The sequence below is a fragment of the Comamonas sp. BIGb0152 genome (assembly GCF_024809975.1).
Classification (GTDB): Bacteria; Pseudomonadota; Gammaproteobacteria; order Burkholderiales; family Burkholderiaceae_C; genus Comamonas.
The window spans coordinates 34798-50682 of the sequence record NZ_JANUDY010000006.1 but is presented as its reverse complement, the minus strand read 5'-3'; the positions used below and the strand labels follow the sequence as shown (position 1 = coordinate 50682).

The 15885-nt window shown below is 64.9% G+C and carries 15 protein-coding genes; 11 read left to right on the top strand and 4 right to left on the bottom strand.

Features of this window, described 5'->3' with window-relative positions; translation table 11 throughout:
- The 10 genes from M2375_RS13155 to M2375_RS13110 all read left to right on the top strand — a co-directional run bounded on the left by M2375_RS13155 (position 1) and on the right by M2375_RS13110 (position 8551).
- A complete protein-coding gene (locus tag M2375_RS13155) occupies positions 1 to 525 on the top strand; it encodes a hypothetical protein (RefSeq protein WP_259167817.1) in 525 nt (174 codons plus the stop codon).
- Positions 526 to 578: 53 nt separating this feature from the next.
- On the top strand, positions 579 to 1562 hold the full coding sequence (fmt, locus tag M2375_RS13150) for a methionyl-tRNA formyltransferase (protein WP_259167816.1): 984 nt from the start codon (positions 579 to 581) through the stop codon (positions 1560 to 1562).
- Positions 1559 to 2383 (top strand): AzlC family ABC transporter permease, encoded by an 825-nt coding sequence (locus tag M2375_RS13145; protein ID WP_259167814.1) that lies wholly within the window; start codon positions 1559 to 1561, stop codon positions 2381 to 2383. The genes fmt and M2375_RS13145 overlap by 4 nt, the downstream gene beginning before the upstream one ends.
- Positions 2380 to 2724, top strand: coding sequence for an AzlD domain-containing protein (locus M2375_RS13140; RefSeq protein WP_259167813.1), 345 nt, complete (start codon positions 2380 to 2382; stop codon positions 2722 to 2724). The genes M2375_RS13145 and M2375_RS13140 overlap by 4 nt, the downstream gene beginning before the upstream one ends.
- Positions 2725 to 2860: 136 nt before the next feature.
- The gene (locus M2375_RS13135) at positions 2861 to 4054 is read left to right on the top strand and encodes a phosphoglycerate kinase (protein ID WP_259167810.1); all 1194 of its coding nucleotides are present in this window, start codon (positions 2861 to 2863) and stop codon (positions 4052 to 4054) included.
- Positions 4055 to 4227: 173 nt separating this feature from the next.
- Positions 4228 to 4866, top strand: coding sequence for a hypothetical protein (locus tag M2375_RS13130; RefSeq protein WP_259167809.1), 639 nt, complete (start codon positions 4228 to 4230; stop codon positions 4864 to 4866).
- Positions 4866 to 5441, top strand: a complete 576-nt coding sequence (locus M2375_RS13125) for a FlgO family outer membrane protein (protein WP_259168305.1) — start codon at positions 4866 to 4868, stop codon at positions 5439 to 5441. The genes M2375_RS13130 and M2375_RS13125 overlap by 1 nt, the downstream gene beginning before the upstream one ends.
- Positions 5442 to 5789: 348 nt before the next feature.
- A complete protein-coding gene (locus tag M2375_RS13120; protein ID WP_259167808.1) occupies positions 5790 to 6320 on the top strand; it encodes a DUF2165 family protein in 531 nt (176 codons plus the stop codon).
- Between the two features lie 265 nt (positions 6321 to 6585).
- The gene (gene pyrF, locus M2375_RS13115) at positions 6586 to 7407 is read left to right on the top strand and encodes an orotidine-5'-phosphate decarboxylase (RefSeq protein WP_259167805.1); all 822 of its coding nucleotides are present in this window, start codon (positions 6586 to 6588) and stop codon (positions 7405 to 7407) included.
- A 148-nt stretch (positions 7408 to 7555) separates the two neighbouring features.
- The gene (locus tag M2375_RS13110) at positions 7556 to 8551 is read left to right on the top strand and encodes a tripartite tricarboxylate transporter substrate binding protein (protein ID WP_259167803.1); all 996 of its coding nucleotides are present in this window, start codon (positions 7556 to 7558) and stop codon (positions 8549 to 8551) included.
- A 39-nt stretch (positions 8552 to 8590) separates the two neighbouring features.
- Here M2375_RS13110 and M2375_RS13105 read toward each other — a convergent pair whose 3' ends face one another.
- Together M2375_RS13105 and M2375_RS13100 are read right to left on the bottom strand one after the other, a co-directional pair.
- Positions 8591 to 9532 (bottom strand): EamA family transporter, encoded by a 942-nt coding sequence (locus M2375_RS13105; RefSeq protein ID WP_259167801.1) that lies wholly within the window; start codon positions 9530 to 9532, stop codon positions 8591 to 8593.
- A gap of 93 nt (positions 9533 to 9625) precedes the next feature.
- Positions 9626 to 10825 (bottom strand): FAD-binding oxidoreductase, encoded by a 1200-nt coding sequence (locus M2375_RS13100; protein WP_259167799.1) that lies wholly within the window; start codon positions 10823 to 10825, stop codon positions 9626 to 9628.
- A 42-nt stretch (positions 10826 to 10867) separates the two neighbouring features.
- On the opposite strand from M2375_RS13100, the gene M2375_RS13095 reads away from it, so the two are divergent.
- Positions 10868 to 12022, top strand: coding sequence for a PQQ-dependent sugar dehydrogenase (locus tag M2375_RS13095; protein WP_259167795.1), 1155 nt, complete (start codon positions 10868 to 10870; stop codon positions 12020 to 12022).
- A 19-nt stretch (positions 12023 to 12041) separates the two neighbouring features.
- On the opposite strand, the gene M2375_RS13090 is transcribed toward M2375_RS13095, so the two are convergent.
- Entirely contained in the window at positions 12042 to 12503 is a 462-nt protein-coding gene (locus M2375_RS13090; protein WP_259167793.1) for a GNAT family N-acetyltransferase, read from the bottom strand.
- 44 nt (positions 12504 to 12547) lie between these two features.
- Entirely contained in the window at positions 12548 to 15703 is a 3156-nt protein-coding gene (gene uvrA, locus M2375_RS13085; protein WP_259167788.1) for an excinuclease ABC subunit UvrA, read from the bottom strand.
- Between the last annotated feature and the right edge of the window lie 182 nt (positions 15704 to 15885).

Genomic DNA, 15885 nt, shown 5'->3' with positions numbered 1-15885 from the left:
ATGCACACCACGCGATCTTCACGGAGCTGGCTGCCGGGCCGCGCGTGGGGCGCGCTGGTGCTGTTCGTGCTGTGTGCGGCCTTGGCGGGCTGTGCCTATCCCACCCAATTCAAACCCGGCAGCAGCCAGCAGGAAGTGCAGGCCAAGCTGGGCCCCGCCTATGCGGTGACCAAGCTCGATGGCGGCGCTGAGCGCTGGCTGTACTCCACCCAGCCGATGGGGCGCGAGGCCTACCAGCTGCGCTTTGGCGCCGATGGCCAATTGCAGACCACCACCCAGGTGCTGACGGCCGAGAACTTTGGCGCCATCCCGCTGGGGCAGTTCAGCGTGCAGCAGCTGATGCAGGATTTTGGCCCGCCGATGGAAATCACCAGCGTCTGGAGCTTCAAGGGACAGGTTTGGACCTACCGGTTCTGGGACAATGGCATTAAGCGATTCGCGCATGTGCACGTCGATCCGCAAGGTCTGGTGCAAAAGCTGATGTTCATGGACGAGCCTTTGCCCGAGCCCCGCCAGCGCGATTGACGGCTGGTCTGCGCTGCCTGATCGCAGCGTGCCCCTTACCCCAAAAAAAAGACATGAAAGTAGTTTTCGCCGGCACGCCGGAATTTGCCCGTGTGGCCCTGGAGCAGTTGCTGGCCGCCGGCCACGAGGTGCCGCTGGTGCTCACCCAGCCGGACCGGCCCGCCGGCCGTGGCATGAAGCTGCAGGCCTCACCCGTCAAGCAATGCGCGCTGGCGCACGGCATCGCCGTCAGCCAGCCGCGCAGCCTGCGCCTGGATGGCAAATACCCGGAAGAAGCCGCCGCCGCCCGCGATGCCCTGCTGGCGGCCCAGCCCGATGTGATGGTCGTCGCCGCCTACGGTTTGATCCTGCCGCAATGGGTGCTGGATCTGCCTGCCAAGGGCTGCCTCAACATCCATGCCAGCCTGCTGCCGCGCTGGCGCGGGGCCGCGCCCATTCACCGCGCGATTGAGGCGGGCGATGCCCAGACCGGCGTCACCATCATGCAGATGGATGCGGGCCTGGATACCGGCGACATGTGCCTGGTCGAAGCACTGACTATTGCGGCCGATGACACCACCGCCAGCCTGCACGACAAGCTGGCCGACCTGGGTGGCCGCATGCTGGTGCAGGCGCTGGCCTTGAGTGCCGAGGACCGCTTGCAGCGCGTGCCGCAGCCGGCCGATGGCATCACCTACGCCCACAAGATCGAAAAGGCAGAAAGCGCGATCGACTGGGCCCTCAACGCCGAGCAGATTGACCGCCGCGTGCGTGCTTTCAACCCCTTTCCGGCGGCCTCTACCTTGGTCGGCGATGAAGTGGTCAAGATTTGGGCTGCGCAGCCTGAGCGGCAAGCGCCAGCGGATACCGTCCCTGGCCAGATTCTGGCCGCCGATGGCCAGGGCATTGTGGTCGCCTGCGGCGAGGGGGCCTTGCGCATCACCGCGCTGCAGCGGCCGGGTGGCAAGCGTTTGCAGGCCGCAGATTTTTTGCGTGGCCATGCGTTGCAGCCCGGCCAGATCCTGGGTGACGACAGGCAGCCCGTGGCGGCGCCATGAGCCTGCACCACCGGCGCCGCGCCATCGACCACCCCAGTTTCCGTGCCGGCGTGATCGACATGTCGGGCACGGCCGTGGGCATTGCGGCCTGGGCCCTGGTCACCGGCGTGGCGATGGTCAAGGCGGGCATCTCTGCGCCCATGGCCATCTTTATGTCGCTGGTGGTGTATGCGGGCAGCGCCCAGTTGGCGGTGTTGCCGCTGATGGCGATGGGCTCGCCGATGTGGGTGGTCTGGTTCACCGCTGCCTGCGTGAACCTGCGCTTTGTGATTCTGTCGAGCATGTGGCGCAGCTATTTTGCGCACCTGCCGCTGTGGCACCGGCTGTGCATTGGCTACTTCAGTGGCGATGTGATCTTTGTGGCCTTTATGCGCCGCTACACCGCACCGGTGGCCAAGCCCCAGCAGGTGTATTACTTCTGGGGCGCGTCGTCGCTCAACTTCATCACCTGGCAGGGTTTTTCGATTGCCGGCATCTTGCTGGCCAATGTGGTGCCGCTGGAGTGGGGCCTGGGTTTTGCCGGCGTGCTGGCGCTTTTGGGCGTGCTGTACTCGATGCTGATCGACCGCGCCACCAAGGTCGCCGCCCTGGTGGCCGCTACCGCCGCCATTGCGGCCTATGGCATTCCGCTCAAGCTCAACATCCTGGTGGCCATTGCCTGCGCAGTGACCATCGGCCTGCTGGTCGAAGCGGTGGACCAGCGCGGCCGCAAGCCCAGGATTGTGGTCGTAGCCAAGAACAAACCCCTGCCATCGCCCGGGCCCGAGCAGCCCGACGATGGCACCACGGCCGTGCCCGTGCGTGAGGAGCATGTGCGATGAGCCAGGACGACTGGGATCTGCTCTACCAGCTGACGGCCATCGTGGGCCTGACCATCATCACCGTGGTCACCCGCGCCTTCTTCATGATTCCGAAGAACGAGCTGCCTTTGCCCGACTGGCTCAAGCGCGGCCTCAAGTACGCACCGCTGGCGGCGCTGATGGCGGTCATTGCGCCGGAGCTCTTGATGGTCAAGGGCCAGCTGACCGACACCTTGCTCGATGCCCGCATTCCGGCTGTGATCTGCGCCACCGTCTATTACTTCAAGAAGCGCGGCATTCTGGGCACGATTGTGGTCGGCATGGCGGTCTACCTGCCTTTGCATATCGGCCTGGGCTGGTAAGCAAGGCCTGTGCCTTGCGGGACCAGGGCGCCGCTGGCAGCTTGGGAGGGGCCGGGCGGGCCTCTACAATGGCGGCCATGCTCGGCCGCTTGTCCGGCCTTCGCCCCAGTTTCTAGACTCTTTGGTAGCCATTCCCATGAACATCCTTCGTTTCTCCGACCTGTGTGCCCAAGGCAAGGTGCAAGGCCAACGCGTTTTTATCCGCTCTGACCTGAATGTGCCGCTCAACGACGCGGGCGAGATCACTGAAGACACGCGCGTGCGTGCCTCGGTGCCGGCGATCGAGATGGCGCTCAAGGCCGGTGCCGCGGTGATGGTGACCAGCCACCTGGGCCGCCCGACTGAAGGCGCGTTCAAGCCCGAAGACTCGCTCGCCCCGGTGGCGCAGCGCCTGGCCCAGTTGCTGGGCCGCGAGGTTCCGCTGATCGCCAACTGGGTCGATGGCGTCAACGTGGCCCCCGGCCAGGTCGTGATGCTGGAGAACTGCCGCAGCAATATCGGCGAGAAGAAAAACCTGCCCGCCTTGGCGCAAAAGCTCGCCCAGTTGTGCGACATCTATGTGAACGACGCCTTTGGCACGGCCCACCGCGCCGAAGGCACCACCTACGGCATTGCCGAGTACGCCAAGATCGCCTGCGCCGGCCCGCTGCTGTCGGCCGAGATCGATGCCATCACCAAGGCGCTGGCCGCGCCGGCGCGCCCGCTGGTGGCCATCGTGGCGGGCTCCAAGGTGTCGACCAAGCTGACTATTCTGCAGTCGCTGTCCAGCAACGTGGACCAGCTGATTGTGGGTGGCGGCATTGCCAACACCTTCATGCTGGCGGCGGGCCTGAACATCGGCAAATCGCTGGCCGAGGCCGATCTGGTGGACCAGGCCAAGGCCGTGATCGATGCCATGGCGGCACGTGGCGCGGGCGTGCCTATCCCCACCGATGTGGTGGTCGCCAAGACCTTTGCAGCCGATGCCGTAGCCACCGTCAAGCGGGCCACCGAGGTGGCCGATGACGACCTGATCCTGGACATTGGCCCCGAGACGGCCGCCCGCCTGGCCGAGCAGCTCAAGAAGGCCGGCACGATTGTCTGGAACGGCCCCGTGGGCGTGTTCGAGTTCGATGCGTTTGCGCATGGCACCGAAACCCTGGCCCAGGCCATTGCCCAGTCGCCCGCCTTCAGCATTGCCGGTGGCGGTGATACCTTGGCCGCCATTGCCAAGTACGGCATCGAAGACAAGATTGGTTATATCTCCACCGGCGGCGGTGCCTTTTTGGAAGTATTGGAAGGCAAGACCTTGCCCGCCTTTGAAATTCTGCAAAAACGCGCTGCAGCCTGAGTTTCTTCAGCGGACAGGTGATCGTTCTAAAGTGTGAGCAAAAACAACAAAATGCAGGGCTGTGCTCGCACTTTGGATCGTTTCTCTTGTCTTGGCACCACCACATCTACAACAATGGATGCAAGCCTGGGCGGGTGTTGGCCCGTTGGCTATCTAATTCCGAGGAGGGAAACATGGCTTTGAAAAAGACCATCGGAGCTGCGGCGCTGGCAAGCGCCGTACTCGCGTTGACGGGTTGCGCGGTAGAGGCGCCTGTTCCATACGGCGCCAACTATGCGCAACCAACCCAGATGAAGGTACGCGCAGCGGGCCACTGGGATCTGATGGCCAGCGAAGTGGTGGCTGACACCTTGGCCACCTTGGAGCGCAATGGTCTGAACGCCAAGACGCCGTTGTATGTGGCCCTGCCACAAAACGCCAGTGCCTTTGACAGCGTGTTCCACGACCTGGTCGTGACCAAGCTGGTGCAGCATGGCGCATCGGTCTACAACACCCCCGGCCAGCAGCTCGAAGTGAGCTACGACGCCAAGGTTGTGCACCACAACCTGCAGCAGGCGGGCAACTGGGCCTATGAAGGCGACAACGGCCAGGTCATCGCCGGCGTGAGCCCGACCATCGGCACCGACTACCAGGCCGCCACCATCGCGGGCGCCCCGGCGTACTCCGAAGTGCTGCTGACCACCACGGTGCTGCGCCAGGGCCAGTACGTGGCACGCAAGTCCAATGTCTACTATGTTGACAATGCCACCGTTGGCCAGTTCGCCAAGAATGAAGCCTACCGTGCGGTCAACATGAAGGTGGTGAACAAATGATGCGGCGTTTGACCTCCCTTGCTGCGGTGGCCTCGGTCGCCGTGCTGGCCGGTTGCGCCAACTGGAGTGGTCCCGCCCAGCCCGTGAGCACGGTGCGCAGCGAGCCCACGTACCAAGCCGCCGACGCCAGCGTGTTCCTGGCCAATAGCCAGGATGCGATCAACAAGCTGACCGCCTCGGTCGCTCCGCAGTCCTCGGGCACCGGCCCGGTGCTGGTGGCCACCGTCGTCAACGTGAACAACATGGGCGCCTCGTCGCCCCTGGGCCGCACCTTGTCCGAGATCTATGCCAACCAGATGGCTGCCCGTGGCTTCCACGTCAAGGAAGTCAAGCTGCGCACCGATCTGTATGTGCGTGAAGGCACCGGCGAGCTGCTGCTGTCGCGCGAGATGCGCGACATTGCCCGCAGCCAGAACGCCTCCATGGTGCTGGTCGGCACCTTCTCGCCTGCGGCCAACTTCACCTATGTCAGCCTCAAGCTGGTACGCACCGAAGACAGCCGCATCCTCTCGGGCTACGACTACGCATTGCCCAATGACCGCGATGTGACCCGTTTGCTGAACGCTCCGCGCTGATCCCCGCCCGGGCCTACGCCCGGCAGCAACGCAGAACGCACTCCCCTTGGGCAGTGCGTTTTTTTATGGCCCCAATGGCGGGCATTGACAGCCGCCAATGCGGGCTGGCAGAATCCAGCCTCCCTCCTGGCGCGACATTCGATCCGGTTGGCCTGCGTGTTTCCCAGACCCGCTGCCGGCTTCAGGTTTTCCAGTCCCGATCTGCGCGCCTCCGTGCTTTTGCACACATCCCCTCCAACTTCGCTTGGTATCTTCCTGGTGGATCAGGTGCCGAACCTTGTCGTTCGGCGCCACGGCATCCGTCTGTCTTTTTATCCCTTTCTTTATCTCTCACGTCTGGAGCTTCGAATGGTTATTCGTCTGTCCAAGTCCGCCATGGTGCTGGCCATGGCTTTCTTCGCCACCTTGGTGGCCTTTGGCAATATCACCGACTACGCCACCAACTTTGGCTTTGTGCACCATGTGTTCCTGATGGACACCACCTTCCCGGGCAACGGCCTCATGTACCGCGCCATCGAGGCCGAATGGCTGCACCACCTGGGCTATGCCTGCATCATCGCGCTGGAGGCGGTCACGGCCGTGCTGTGCTGGATCGGCGGCAGCAAGCTCTTGCGGGCGCGCCATGCCGATGCAGCAGGCTTTCGCGCCGCCAAAAAATGGGCCATTGCGGGGCTGACCCTGGGCTTTCTCACCTGGCAGGTGGGCTTTATGTCAGTGGGTGGCGAGTGGTTTGGCATGTGGATGTCCAAGGAGTGGAATGGCGTGCCCGATGCCTTCCGCTTCTTTGTCACCTTGCTGCTGGTGCTGATCTACCTGACGATGGACAACGACAGCCTGGCGGCACCTGAGTCTGCGCCCGCGCAGGCAGCCGGCCGCTGAGGCGCTGCCCGAGCCCGAGCCATGGGCCACGCTCGGGATCGGGCAGGCGGCAAACGGGATCGCCGCATGAACGCTTAGCGGCGGGAAGTGCGGCACCCCGCCTTCATCACCGGCCAGCCCAAGCCCCCGACCAGGGTCAGCAGGCACAGGATCGCCCGGGCTTGTCTCGACAAGGTGGGCGGGGGGCGATTAGGCCTGCAATCCCCGTGCGACGCAGTCAGCCCTGCGAAGGGCATGGGCCTTGCTAGCTTTTACAATAGCGCCCATGCCTTTTATCGACCAGCTGCGCGCTGCAGCCACCCAAAATAACTCCATGCTGTGCGTGGGCCTGGATCCGGAACCCAGCCGTTTTCCCGCCGCGATGCGGGGCGATGCCAGCAAGATCTATGAATTTTGCGCAGCCATCGTCGATGCCACCCATGACCTGGTCAACAGCTTCAAGCCGCAGATTGCCTATTTTGCGGCGCACCGTGCCGAGGATCAGCTCGAGCAACTGATGGCCCATATGCGCCGCGTGGCGCCCCATGTGCCGGTGATTCTTGACGCCAAGCGCGGCGACATTGGCTCGACCGCCGAGCAGTACGCCAAGGAGGCCTTCGAGCGCTATGGCGCGGACGCGGTGACCTTGTCGCCCTTCATGGGCTTTGACTCCATCACCCCTTACCTGCAGTACGAGGGCAAAGGCGCCTTCCTGCTGTGCCGCACCTCCAACCCCGGTGGCGATGATCTGCAGGCGCGCACCCTGGCAGATATCCCCGGCCACCCGCAGATGTTTGAGCATGTAGCCAAACTTGCCCAGGGCCCCTGGAACACCAATGGCCAGCTCGGCCTGGTTGTGGGGGCCACCCGCCCGCAAGAGATCGAGCGCGTGCGCGCGGTGGCACCCCATTTGCCGCTGCTGATCCCTGGCGTCGGTGCGCAGGGCGGTGATGCGGTGGCAACGGTCAAGGCGGCGCGTATCGGCGGCGGCCCCATCATCATCAACTCCTCGCGCGCCATTTTGTATGCGAGCGGGGGAGAAGACTTTGCCAGCGCCGCGCGTGCCGTGGCATTGAAGACCCGCGATCTGCTCAACGCGGTGGACTGAGCGATCCACGCAAAAAACAGGCATGGGCTCGTGCGGCTGGCACGGTCCCTGCTTCGGTGGTCATAGCCGTCTGCAGGGCTTGGGCCCAAACAGCATGCGGCCTGCCGCCCTCCGTTTGACGCCGCTCCTACCGCCACAAGGATTCCCCATGCACCCTGCTTTCTTTCCTCCGCCCCGCCGGACGGCAGCCATCGCCTTGCTGGCACTGGGGGCCAGCATGGCGGCAGGGGTGCAAGCGGCATCGGCTTACCCCAATAAGGCCATCACCCTGGTGATTGCCTACCCGCCCGGCGGCAGCACCGATGCAGTCGGGCGCATGGTGGGCACCGAGCTGGCGCAGCGGCTCAAGCAACCGGTGGTGATCGAGAACCTGGGGGGCGCAGGCGGCGCCATCGGCGCGCAAAAGGTGGCCAGGGCGCCGGCCGATGGCTACACCTTGCTGCTGTCGGCCAACAACGAGATGGCGATTGCGCCGTTGATCAACAAGGCCATCAAATACCGGGTGTTCCAGGATTTCACGCCCATAGGTTTGGTGGCCACCCAGCCCATGGTGCTGGTCGCCTCGCAGGCCAGCGGCGTCAAGAACACCCAGGATTTCCTCAACCGGCTGCGCCAGAACCCGGGCAAGTACAGCTATGGCAGCTCGGGCGTGGGCACGGCCTTGCATATAGCCGGTGAGATGGTGCAGCAGGCCGGCCAGGTGACGATGACCCATGTGCCCTACAAGGGTGTGGCACCGCTGACCAATGATCTTTTAGGAGGCAGTCTGGATTTTGGGGTGTTTGTGCTGTCCTCGGGCCTGCCGCATATCCGCGCCGGCAAGGTGGTGGCCTTGGGTACGACCGAGGCCAAACGCTCCACGGTCACGCCCGATATTCCTGCCTTGGCCGAGAACCCCGCGTTTGCCAAGGTGGATATCAACAGCTGGTTTGCGCTGATGGGGCCGGCCCAGCTGCCCCCGCAGGTGCTGACGACGCTGAGCGCGGCGCTGAATGACACCCTGCAGTCACCCAGCTTTCGCGCCAAGCTCGAAGCCAGTGGCAATGTCGTGGCCGTACCCGGTCAGGACATGGGCGCTTTTTTGAAGGCCCAGGTGTCCAAGTACCAGCAGATCGTCGAGACTGCCAAGATCGAGGACCGCTGAGCGGGCCTGATCCGGCAGGGGTTAGCCCCTGGCGAGGGCTTAGCGCCGCGCCGCCTGCAGCCAGCGCCCGCCCCAGACCACGACGACCAGCGCCAGCACAACAAACACGGCGCCAGCCCACTGCCAGACCGTCACCGTCTCGCCCAGCACCAGCATGCCGGTGCTGAGCCCGATGACGGGCACGCAGAGGCTGAAAGGCGCCACCCGGTTGGCGGAATAGCGCTGGATCAGCCGCGTCCACAGGCCGTAGCCGACGATGGTGGCCACCCAGCCCAGGTAGGCGATGGATGCCCAGGCCAGCCCGGGGATCTGCTGCCAAGTCTCTGCATGCAGCCACTTGCCCACGCTGCCGTCGTCCAACCAGGCGCTCAGCCCGATAAAGGGCAGAATCGGCATCAGGCTGCTCCAGGCGATAAAGCCCACCGGGTCGTAGCGGGCGTTCTCTTTCTGCGCCAGGCGCACCACCACGTTGGAGCAGGCCCAGGAGGTGGCCGCACACAGCACCAGCAGCAGGCCGGCCAAAGTGGTGCCACCAGCGCCATTGCTGTGCAGCTCGTTGATCAGCAGGCAAGCCAGGCCCAGTGCCGCAATGCCCATGCCGGCCACCAGTGGGCGGCCGGGCCGCTCGCGCAGCAGCACCCAGGTCCACACGGCGGTGAGAAACACCTGGGTCTGCAGCACCACACTGGCCAGCGACGCCGTCATGCCCACCTTGAGCGCGGTGAACAAAAAGCCAAACTGGCCCACGCCTTGCAACAAGCCAAACAGCACCACCCAGCGCCAGTGCACGCGCGGCGGCTTGATGAACAGCACCAGCGGAAAGGCCGCGCAGAGGTAGCGCAGGGCGCCCAGCTCGAACGGGGTCAGGCTCTGCAGGCCCCATTTCATGATGACAAAGTTGATGCCCCAGACGACGACCACCACCAACGCCAATGCGAGGTCAGTGGGGCGAAAGGGGACGGGCGAGCTGGAAGCAGACATGGCTGGAGGCGCTGGTGTGCGCAGCGCCGGATGTTATTCAAAGTTTTCCAGCAGTGTGCCAGCAAGCGCTGCTGCGTGCTGGCACTGCGCTATTCAACGCAAATGGCGCTTGGGCGACAGCGCCTGGGGCTGCACGCCTTGGCTGGCCAGGGCCGGGTCCAGCGGTTCATGCAAGGCCAGGTTGCGCGCCAGCAGGCCGTAGCCGTAGGCGCTTTGGATGCCATAGCCGCCTTGCGCGGCCACCCACAAAAACTGCGGCGCCTGGCCATCCCAGCCAATCACCATCTCGCCATCGGCGACAAAGGAGCGCAGGCCCGCCCAGCTGTGGCTGGGGCGGCGAATATCGAAGTGGCTGGCCTGCATGATGCGGTCAATGCCCTCGGCAATGTCCAGCATCTCGGGCTGCACATCATGGGGATGGGTGGCATCGGCATTGGCGGGTGAGCCCAGCAGCTGGCCGGCATCGGGCTTGAAGTACCACTGCTCGCCGATATCGATCACAGCCGGCCAGTGCTGGCCGTCCATGCCGGCGGGCATGGCAAAGGTGAAGGCGCTGCGGCGCTTGGGCGTAAGCCCAATGGCTGTGGCTCCAGCCATCTGGCCCAGTTCATCGGCCCAGGCACCGGCGGCGTTGACGCAATGGCGGGCCTGCAACTGGCGGCCATCGGCCAGCGCTATTTGCCAGTGGCTGGCGCTGGCATCCCAGTGCAGGCTTTGCACTTGCGCATCCGTCCACAGCTGGCCGCCGCGCCGGCGCATGCCTTTCAAAAAACCCTGGTGCAGCGCATGCACATCGATATCGCGGGCGCCGTCGTCGCTGAATCCGGCTTCGAGCACCTCGGTGTTCAACGCTGGCAAAAAGGCCTGTAGCGCGGCCTTGTCCAGCCAGCGGGCGCCGGGCGAATGCTGGCGCGCCTCGTCGTAGGCGGTTTGCAGCTGCGGTAATTGTTCGGGGGTGGCGACATACAGCACGCCCCGGGGGCTGACCAGCGCATGCGCGGCAAAATCGGCCGGCGGCTGCTCGTAGAACTGGCGGCTGGCCCGCGTGAGCGCTTGCACCTGGGGCGGGCCATAGTGCTCTTCAAACAGCGCGGCCGAGCGGCCGGTGGTGTGGTAGCCGGGCTGGGATTCCTGCTCCAGCACGAGCACCTGGGCGCTATCGGCCAGGTGCCAGGCGGTGGCGCTGCCGGCCATGCCGGCGCCGATGACGACAAAATCCCAGACGGCCGGGCTGGCGCTGGTGGAAGGGCTGACAGAGGGGGTGGCCGAAGGGGAACTGTTGGGGGTTTCCATGGACAGCATGGTAAGGTCAGTGGCACTTCGTGAAGGGTAAACATGAGACAGAAACAGGCACGCAAGGGTTTTCATTTATGGGCGCTGGGTGCCAACTGGCTGCTGGCTGCGGTGGCTGCCGGCACCGCGCAAGCGCAAACACCCACGGCAGCGCCCGCGCTGCCCAAGCCCACGGTGCTGGGCAGCGGCTACCTCAACCCCTGGGCCATTGCGCCCTTGCCAGACAAGCGTTTTTTATTGACCGAGCGCGGCGGCAAGCTCTGGCTGCTCGATGCCGAGGGCCGCAAGCAGTCCGAGCTGCAAGGCGTGCCCAAGGTGGTGGATGCCGGGCAGGGCGGCCTGCTCGATGTGGTGGCCGACAGCCAGTTCGCCAGCAATCGCCGCATCTACTTTTGCTACAGCGAAGCGGGCCCCCAGGCCGGCACCAACAGCACCGCGCTGGCCACCGCGCGCATGGCAGCCAATGAGCGCCAGTTGGAAGACGTCAAAGTGCTGTTCAGCCAGCGCCCCAAGGCCAAGAGCAATGCCCACTTTGGTTGCCGTATTGCCGAGACGCCGGACGGCAATCTGTTCCTCAGCCTGGGCGACCGCTTCTCCCAGCGCGACGATGCACAAACCTTGAACAACCACCACGGCAAGCTGGTGCGCATCGCCAAGGATGGCAGCGTGCCCCAAGACAACCCCTATGCCACGCGCAAAGACGCACTGCCGGAAATCTACAGCTACGGCCACCGCAACAGCCAAGGCCTGGCCGTGGCGGCGGATGGCAGCCTGTGGCAGCACGAGCACGGCCCCCAGGGCGGCGACGAGATCAACCGGCCCCAACCCGGCAAGAACTACGGCTGGCCTGTGATTACCTATGGCGAGGAATACGGCGGGGGCAAGATTGGCGAAGGCACGCAAAAGGCCGGCCTGGAGCAGCCCCTGCACTACTGGGTACCCAGCATTGCGCCCTCGGGCATGGCCTTTGTCAGCAGCGACCGCTATGGCCCCGCCTGGAAAGGCAGCCTGCTGGTGGGCGGCCTCAAGTCGCGCAGCGTCGCCCAGCTGACGGTCAAGGACGGCAAGGTGACGGGCGAAAAGCGCCTCTACGAATCCTTGGGCGAGCGCATCCGCGATGTGCGCCAGGGCGCCGATGGCCTGGTATACCTGCTGACCGATGGGCCCAATGGCAAGCTGATTCGCCTGGTGCCTTGAAGAACTTGAGAGAAGGGGCTTAAAGCTTGCGCTTGAAACCCAGGTGGCTGGGCGCAAAGCCCAGCTTCTCGTAAAAGCGGTGGGCATCTGCCCGGCTTTTGTCGGTGGTCAGCTGCACCACGGTGCAGCCCCGCTCCCGGCACTGCGCCACCGCCCATTCCATCATCTGCTGGCCTGCACCGGCGCCGCGCAGTTCAGCTGCAATGCGCACTGACTCGATTTGGCCGCGCCAGGCGCCCGTGTGCGACAGGCCGGGCACAAAGGACAGCTGCAGCGTGCCTACCACTTGCCCGTCCAACTCTGCTACCACCAAGCGCTGGTTGGCATCGGCGCAGATGGCTTCAAAGGCCGCGGTATAGCGCGCATCGGGCGGGTCGGCCAGCACCTCGCGTTCGCGGCCCAGTGCATCATCGGCGAGCAGCGCAATGATGGCGGGCAGATCGGCCAGGGCTGCCGTGCGGAAAGTCAGGCTCGGCGGCATCGCTGCGGTGTTGAAGGTGGTGGTCGTTGCATCGCCAAACGCCCTCAGCGCTTGAGGTAAGGCGCCAGGTAGCGCCCGGTATGGCTGGCCGGGTTGGCGGCCAATTGCTCGGGCGTGCCCTGGGCTACCAGCTGCCCACCGCCAGCGCCACCTTCGGGCCCCATGTCGATGACCCAGTCAGCGGTCTTGATGACGTCGAGGTTGTGCTCGATCACCACAATCGTGTTGCCGGCATCGCGCAGCTGGTGCAGCACCTTGAGCAGCAGGTCGATATCGGCAAAGTGCAGGCCGGTGGTCGGCTCATCCAAGATGTAGAGCGTGCGCCCGGTGTCGCGCTTGGACAGCTCCTGCGCCAGCTTGACGCGCTGGGCCTCGCCGCCCGACAAGGTGGTGGCGCTCTGGCCCAGGCGGATATAGCTCAGGCCCACATCCAGCAGGGTTTGCAGCTTGCGGGCAATGGTGGGCACATCGCGGAAGAAGTCGTGCGCGTCCTCCACCGTCATCTCCAGGATCTGCGCAATATTGCGGCCCTTCCACTGCACCTGCAGGGTTTCGCGGTTGTAGCGCTGGCCGTGGCAGATGTCGCAGGGCACATAGACGTCGGGCAGAAAATGCATCTCCACCTTGACCATGCCATCGCCCTGGCAGGCCTCGCAGCGGCCGCCGGCCACGTTAAAGCTAAAGCGCCCCGGGCCATAGCCGCGTTCCTTGGCGGTGTTGGTCTCGGCCATCAGCTCGCGGATGGGGGTGAACAGGCCCGTGTAGGTGGCCGGGTTGCTGCGCGGTGTGCGGCCAATCGGGCTTTGGTCCACATTGATGACCTTGTCGAAATAGTCCAGGCCTTCGATCTCCTGGTAGGGCGCGACATCGCCCTGGGCGCGGTTGATCTTGTGGGCTGCTGCCGCATACAAGGTGTCGTTCACCAGGGTCGATTTGCCCGAGCCCGAGACGCCGGTGACGCAGGTGAACAGGCCAACGGGGAAATCCACCGTCACATGCTGCAGGTTGTGGCCGCTGGCGCCGATGAGGCGCAGGCTTTGCACGGCGTGCGGATCCACGCTGGTCAGCGGCACGGGCTCCAGCGGGCTGCGGCTTTTGGCGCTGCTGCGCTGCTCCAGCGTGGCTTTGCCGCTGGGCCTTTTCTCCAGCGAGGCGCGCACGGTGGGGAACTGCGAGCTGGCTTTGTCTGCCACGGGCTTGCCCACGGGCGCACCCACGGTGCTGGCCAGCACCGGCAGCCAGGGCGTGCGGCGCGTGGGCACGGCAATGGATTTATGGCCGCTCAGGTACTGGCCGGTGAGCGACTGCGGGTTGGCGCAGATGTCGGCGTAGCGGCCCTGGGCCATGATCTGGCCGCCATGCACGCCGGCGCCCGGGCCCATGTCGATGATCTGATCGGCCGCGCGCATCATGTCCTCGTCATGCTCGACGACGATCACGCTGTTGCCGATATCGCGCAGGTGCTGCAAGGTGGCAATCAGGCGGTCGTTGTCGCGCTGGTGCAGGCCGATCGAGGGCTCGTCGAGCACATACATCACGCCCGTCAGGCCGGAGCCGATTTGCGAGGCCAGGCGAATGCGCTGCGCCTCGCCGCCCGAGAGGGTCTCGGCGCTGCGCGCCAGGCTCAGGTAGGTCAGGCCCACATCGTTGAGGAACTGCAGCCGGGTGCGGATTTCATGGATCACGCGCGCGGCAATGTCGGCCTTGGCGCCGCTCAGCTGCACGCTGCTGAACCAGGCATAGGCCTCGCTCAAGGTGACATGGCTGATGTCCTGGATCGCACGGGCCTGGTCGCCATCGCCCACGCGCACAAAGCGCGCCTCGCGGCGCAGGCGCGCGCCGTGGCAGTCGGGGCAGGGCTGCACGCTTTGGTAGCGGGCCAGTTCGTCGCGCACGATGCTGGAATCGGTCTCGCGGTAGCGCCGCGTCATGTTCGGAAGAATGCCTTCAAACGGATGCTTCTTGGTGACCATCTTGCCGGCGTTCTCGCCACTGGCCAGCTCGTATTTGAAGGCAATCTCTTCGTCACCCGAGCCGTAAAGCACCACCTGGCGCACGGCCTCGGGCAGATCCTCGAAAGGCTGCTCGATGTTGAACTTGTAATGGCGGCCCAGGCTTTCGAGCATCGCAAAGTAGTAGCCATTGCGCCGATCCCAGCCCTTGATGGCGCCGCTGGCCAGGCTGAGCGTGGGGAAGGCCACCACGCGCTCGACGTCGAACACCTCATGCAGGCCCAGGCCATCGCAGGACGGGCAAGCGCCCTGGGGCGAGTTGAAGGAGAACAGGCGCGGCTCCAGCTCGGCCAGCGCATAGCTGCAGACCGGGCAAGAGAACTTGCTGCTGAACAAATGCTCCTGGCCCGTGTCCATCTCCAGCGCCAGCACCCGGCCATTGCCTTCGTTGCCGCCCACACGCAGGGCCGCTTCGATGCTCTCGGCCAGGCGCTGCTGCAGCCCGGCGCGCACCTTGACCCGGTCGATGACCACATCGACATCGTGCTTCTCGTTCTTGGCCAGCGCGGGCAAGGTCTCGTGCTCGTACATCTGGCCATCGACCCGAAAGCGCACATAGCCCATGGCCTGCATCTGGGCGAAGAGCTCGACAAATTCGCCCTTCTTGCCGCGTGCCACTGGCGCCAGAATCATCAGCTTGGTGTCTTCGGGCAAGGCCAGCACGGCGTCGACCATCTGGCTGACGGTCTGTGCGGTCAGTGGCAGGTTGTGGTCGGGGCAGAACGGTGTGCCTGCGCGGGCATACAAGAGGCGCAGATAGTCATGGATTTCGGTGACCGTGCCCACGGTGGAGCGCGGGTTGTGGCTGGTCGCCTTTTGCTCGATCGAGATGGCTGGCGACAGGCCCTCGATCAGGTCGACATCGGGTTTGTCCAGCCGGCCCAGAAACTGGCGCGCATAGGCCGAGAGGCTCTCGACATAGCGGCGCTGCCCCTCGGCATACAAGGTGTCAAAGGCCAGGCTGGATTTGCCCGAGCCTGACAGCCCGGTGATCACCACCAGCTGGTGGCGCGGAATGTCCAGGTCGATGTTCTTGAGGTTGTGGGTGCGCGCGCCGCGAATCGCTATGCGGCTGTGCGCCAGCCGCGCGCCCAGGTAGCGGCTGTCGTCCTGTCGTGCCTCGGACACGCCGAGTTCATGGTGCAGATCGATGGCAGCGGAGGGGGCAGGGGGTGTGCGTGGGGGCATGTGCGGCGGCGAGGTCCAAAACCCCTCATGATAGCCAGCCTGTCTGCGGACTGTGCAATACCCTGGCTATCGCTGCACGTGGTTTGCGGATAAAGCGGCGCAATCCCCGGGCATCTGGGTTGCAGTCCCGCCACAAAATTGCCTAACAGCGGCCGCTGGCGCTAGAGGCTTAGCTATTGTTT

Bases quoted from the DNA above. Each gene is read 5' to 3' on its own strand.
- M2375_RS13155 (WP_259167817.1), top strand. From the start codon at position 1: ATGCACACCACGCGATCTTCACGGAGCTGGCTGCCGGGCCGCGCGTGG.
- fmt (WP_259167816.1), top strand. From the start codon at position 579: ATGAAAGTAGTTTTCGCCGGCACGCCGGAATTTGCCCGTGTGGCCCTG.
- M2375_RS13145 (WP_259167814.1), top strand. From the start codon at position 1,559: ATGAGCCTGCACCACCGGCGCCGCGCCATCGACCACCCCAGTTTCCGT.
- M2375_RS13140 (WP_259167813.1), top strand. From the start codon at position 2,380: ATGAGCCAGGACGACTGGGATCTGCTCTACCAGCTGACGGCCATCGTG.
- M2375_RS13135 (WP_259167810.1), top strand. From the start codon at position 2,861: ATGAACATCCTTCGTTTCTCCGACCTGTGTGCCCAAGGCAAGGTGCAA.
- M2375_RS13130 (WP_259167809.1), top strand. From the start codon at position 4,228: ATGGCTTTGAAAAAGACCATCGGAGCTGCGGCGCTGGCAAGCGCCGTA.
- M2375_RS13125 (WP_259168305.1), top strand. From the start codon at position 4,866: ATGCGGCGTTTGACCTCCCTTGCTGCGGTGGCCTCGGTCGCCGTGCTG.
- M2375_RS13120 (WP_259167808.1), top strand. From the start codon at position 5,790: ATGGTTATTCGTCTGTCCAAGTCCGCCATGGTGCTGGCCATGGCTTTC.
- pyrF (WP_259167805.1), top strand. From the start codon at position 6,586: ATGCCTTTTATCGACCAGCTGCGCGCTGCAGCCACCCAAAATAACTCC.
- M2375_RS13110 (WP_259167803.1), top strand. From the start codon at position 7,556: ATGCACCCTGCTTTCTTTCCTCCGCCCCGCCGGACGGCAGCCATCGCC.
- M2375_RS13105 (WP_259167801.1), bottom strand. From the start codon at position 9,532: ATGTCTGCTTCCAGCTCGCCCGTCCCCTTTCGCCCCACTGACCTCGCA.
- M2375_RS13100 (WP_259167799.1), bottom strand. From the start codon at position 10,825: ATGGAAACCCCCAACAGTTCCCCTTCGGCCACCCCCTCTGTCAGCCCT.
- M2375_RS13095 (WP_259167795.1), top strand. From the start codon at position 10,868: ATGAGACAGAAACAGGCACGCAAGGGTTTTCATTTATGGGCGCTGGGT.
- M2375_RS13090 (WP_259167793.1), bottom strand. From the start codon at position 12,503: ATGCCGCCGAGCCTGACTTTCCGCACGGCAGCCCTGGCCGATCTGCCC.
- uvrA (WP_259167788.1), bottom strand. From the start codon at position 15,703: ATGCCCCCACGCACACCCCCTGCCCCCTCCGCTGCCATCGATCTGCAC.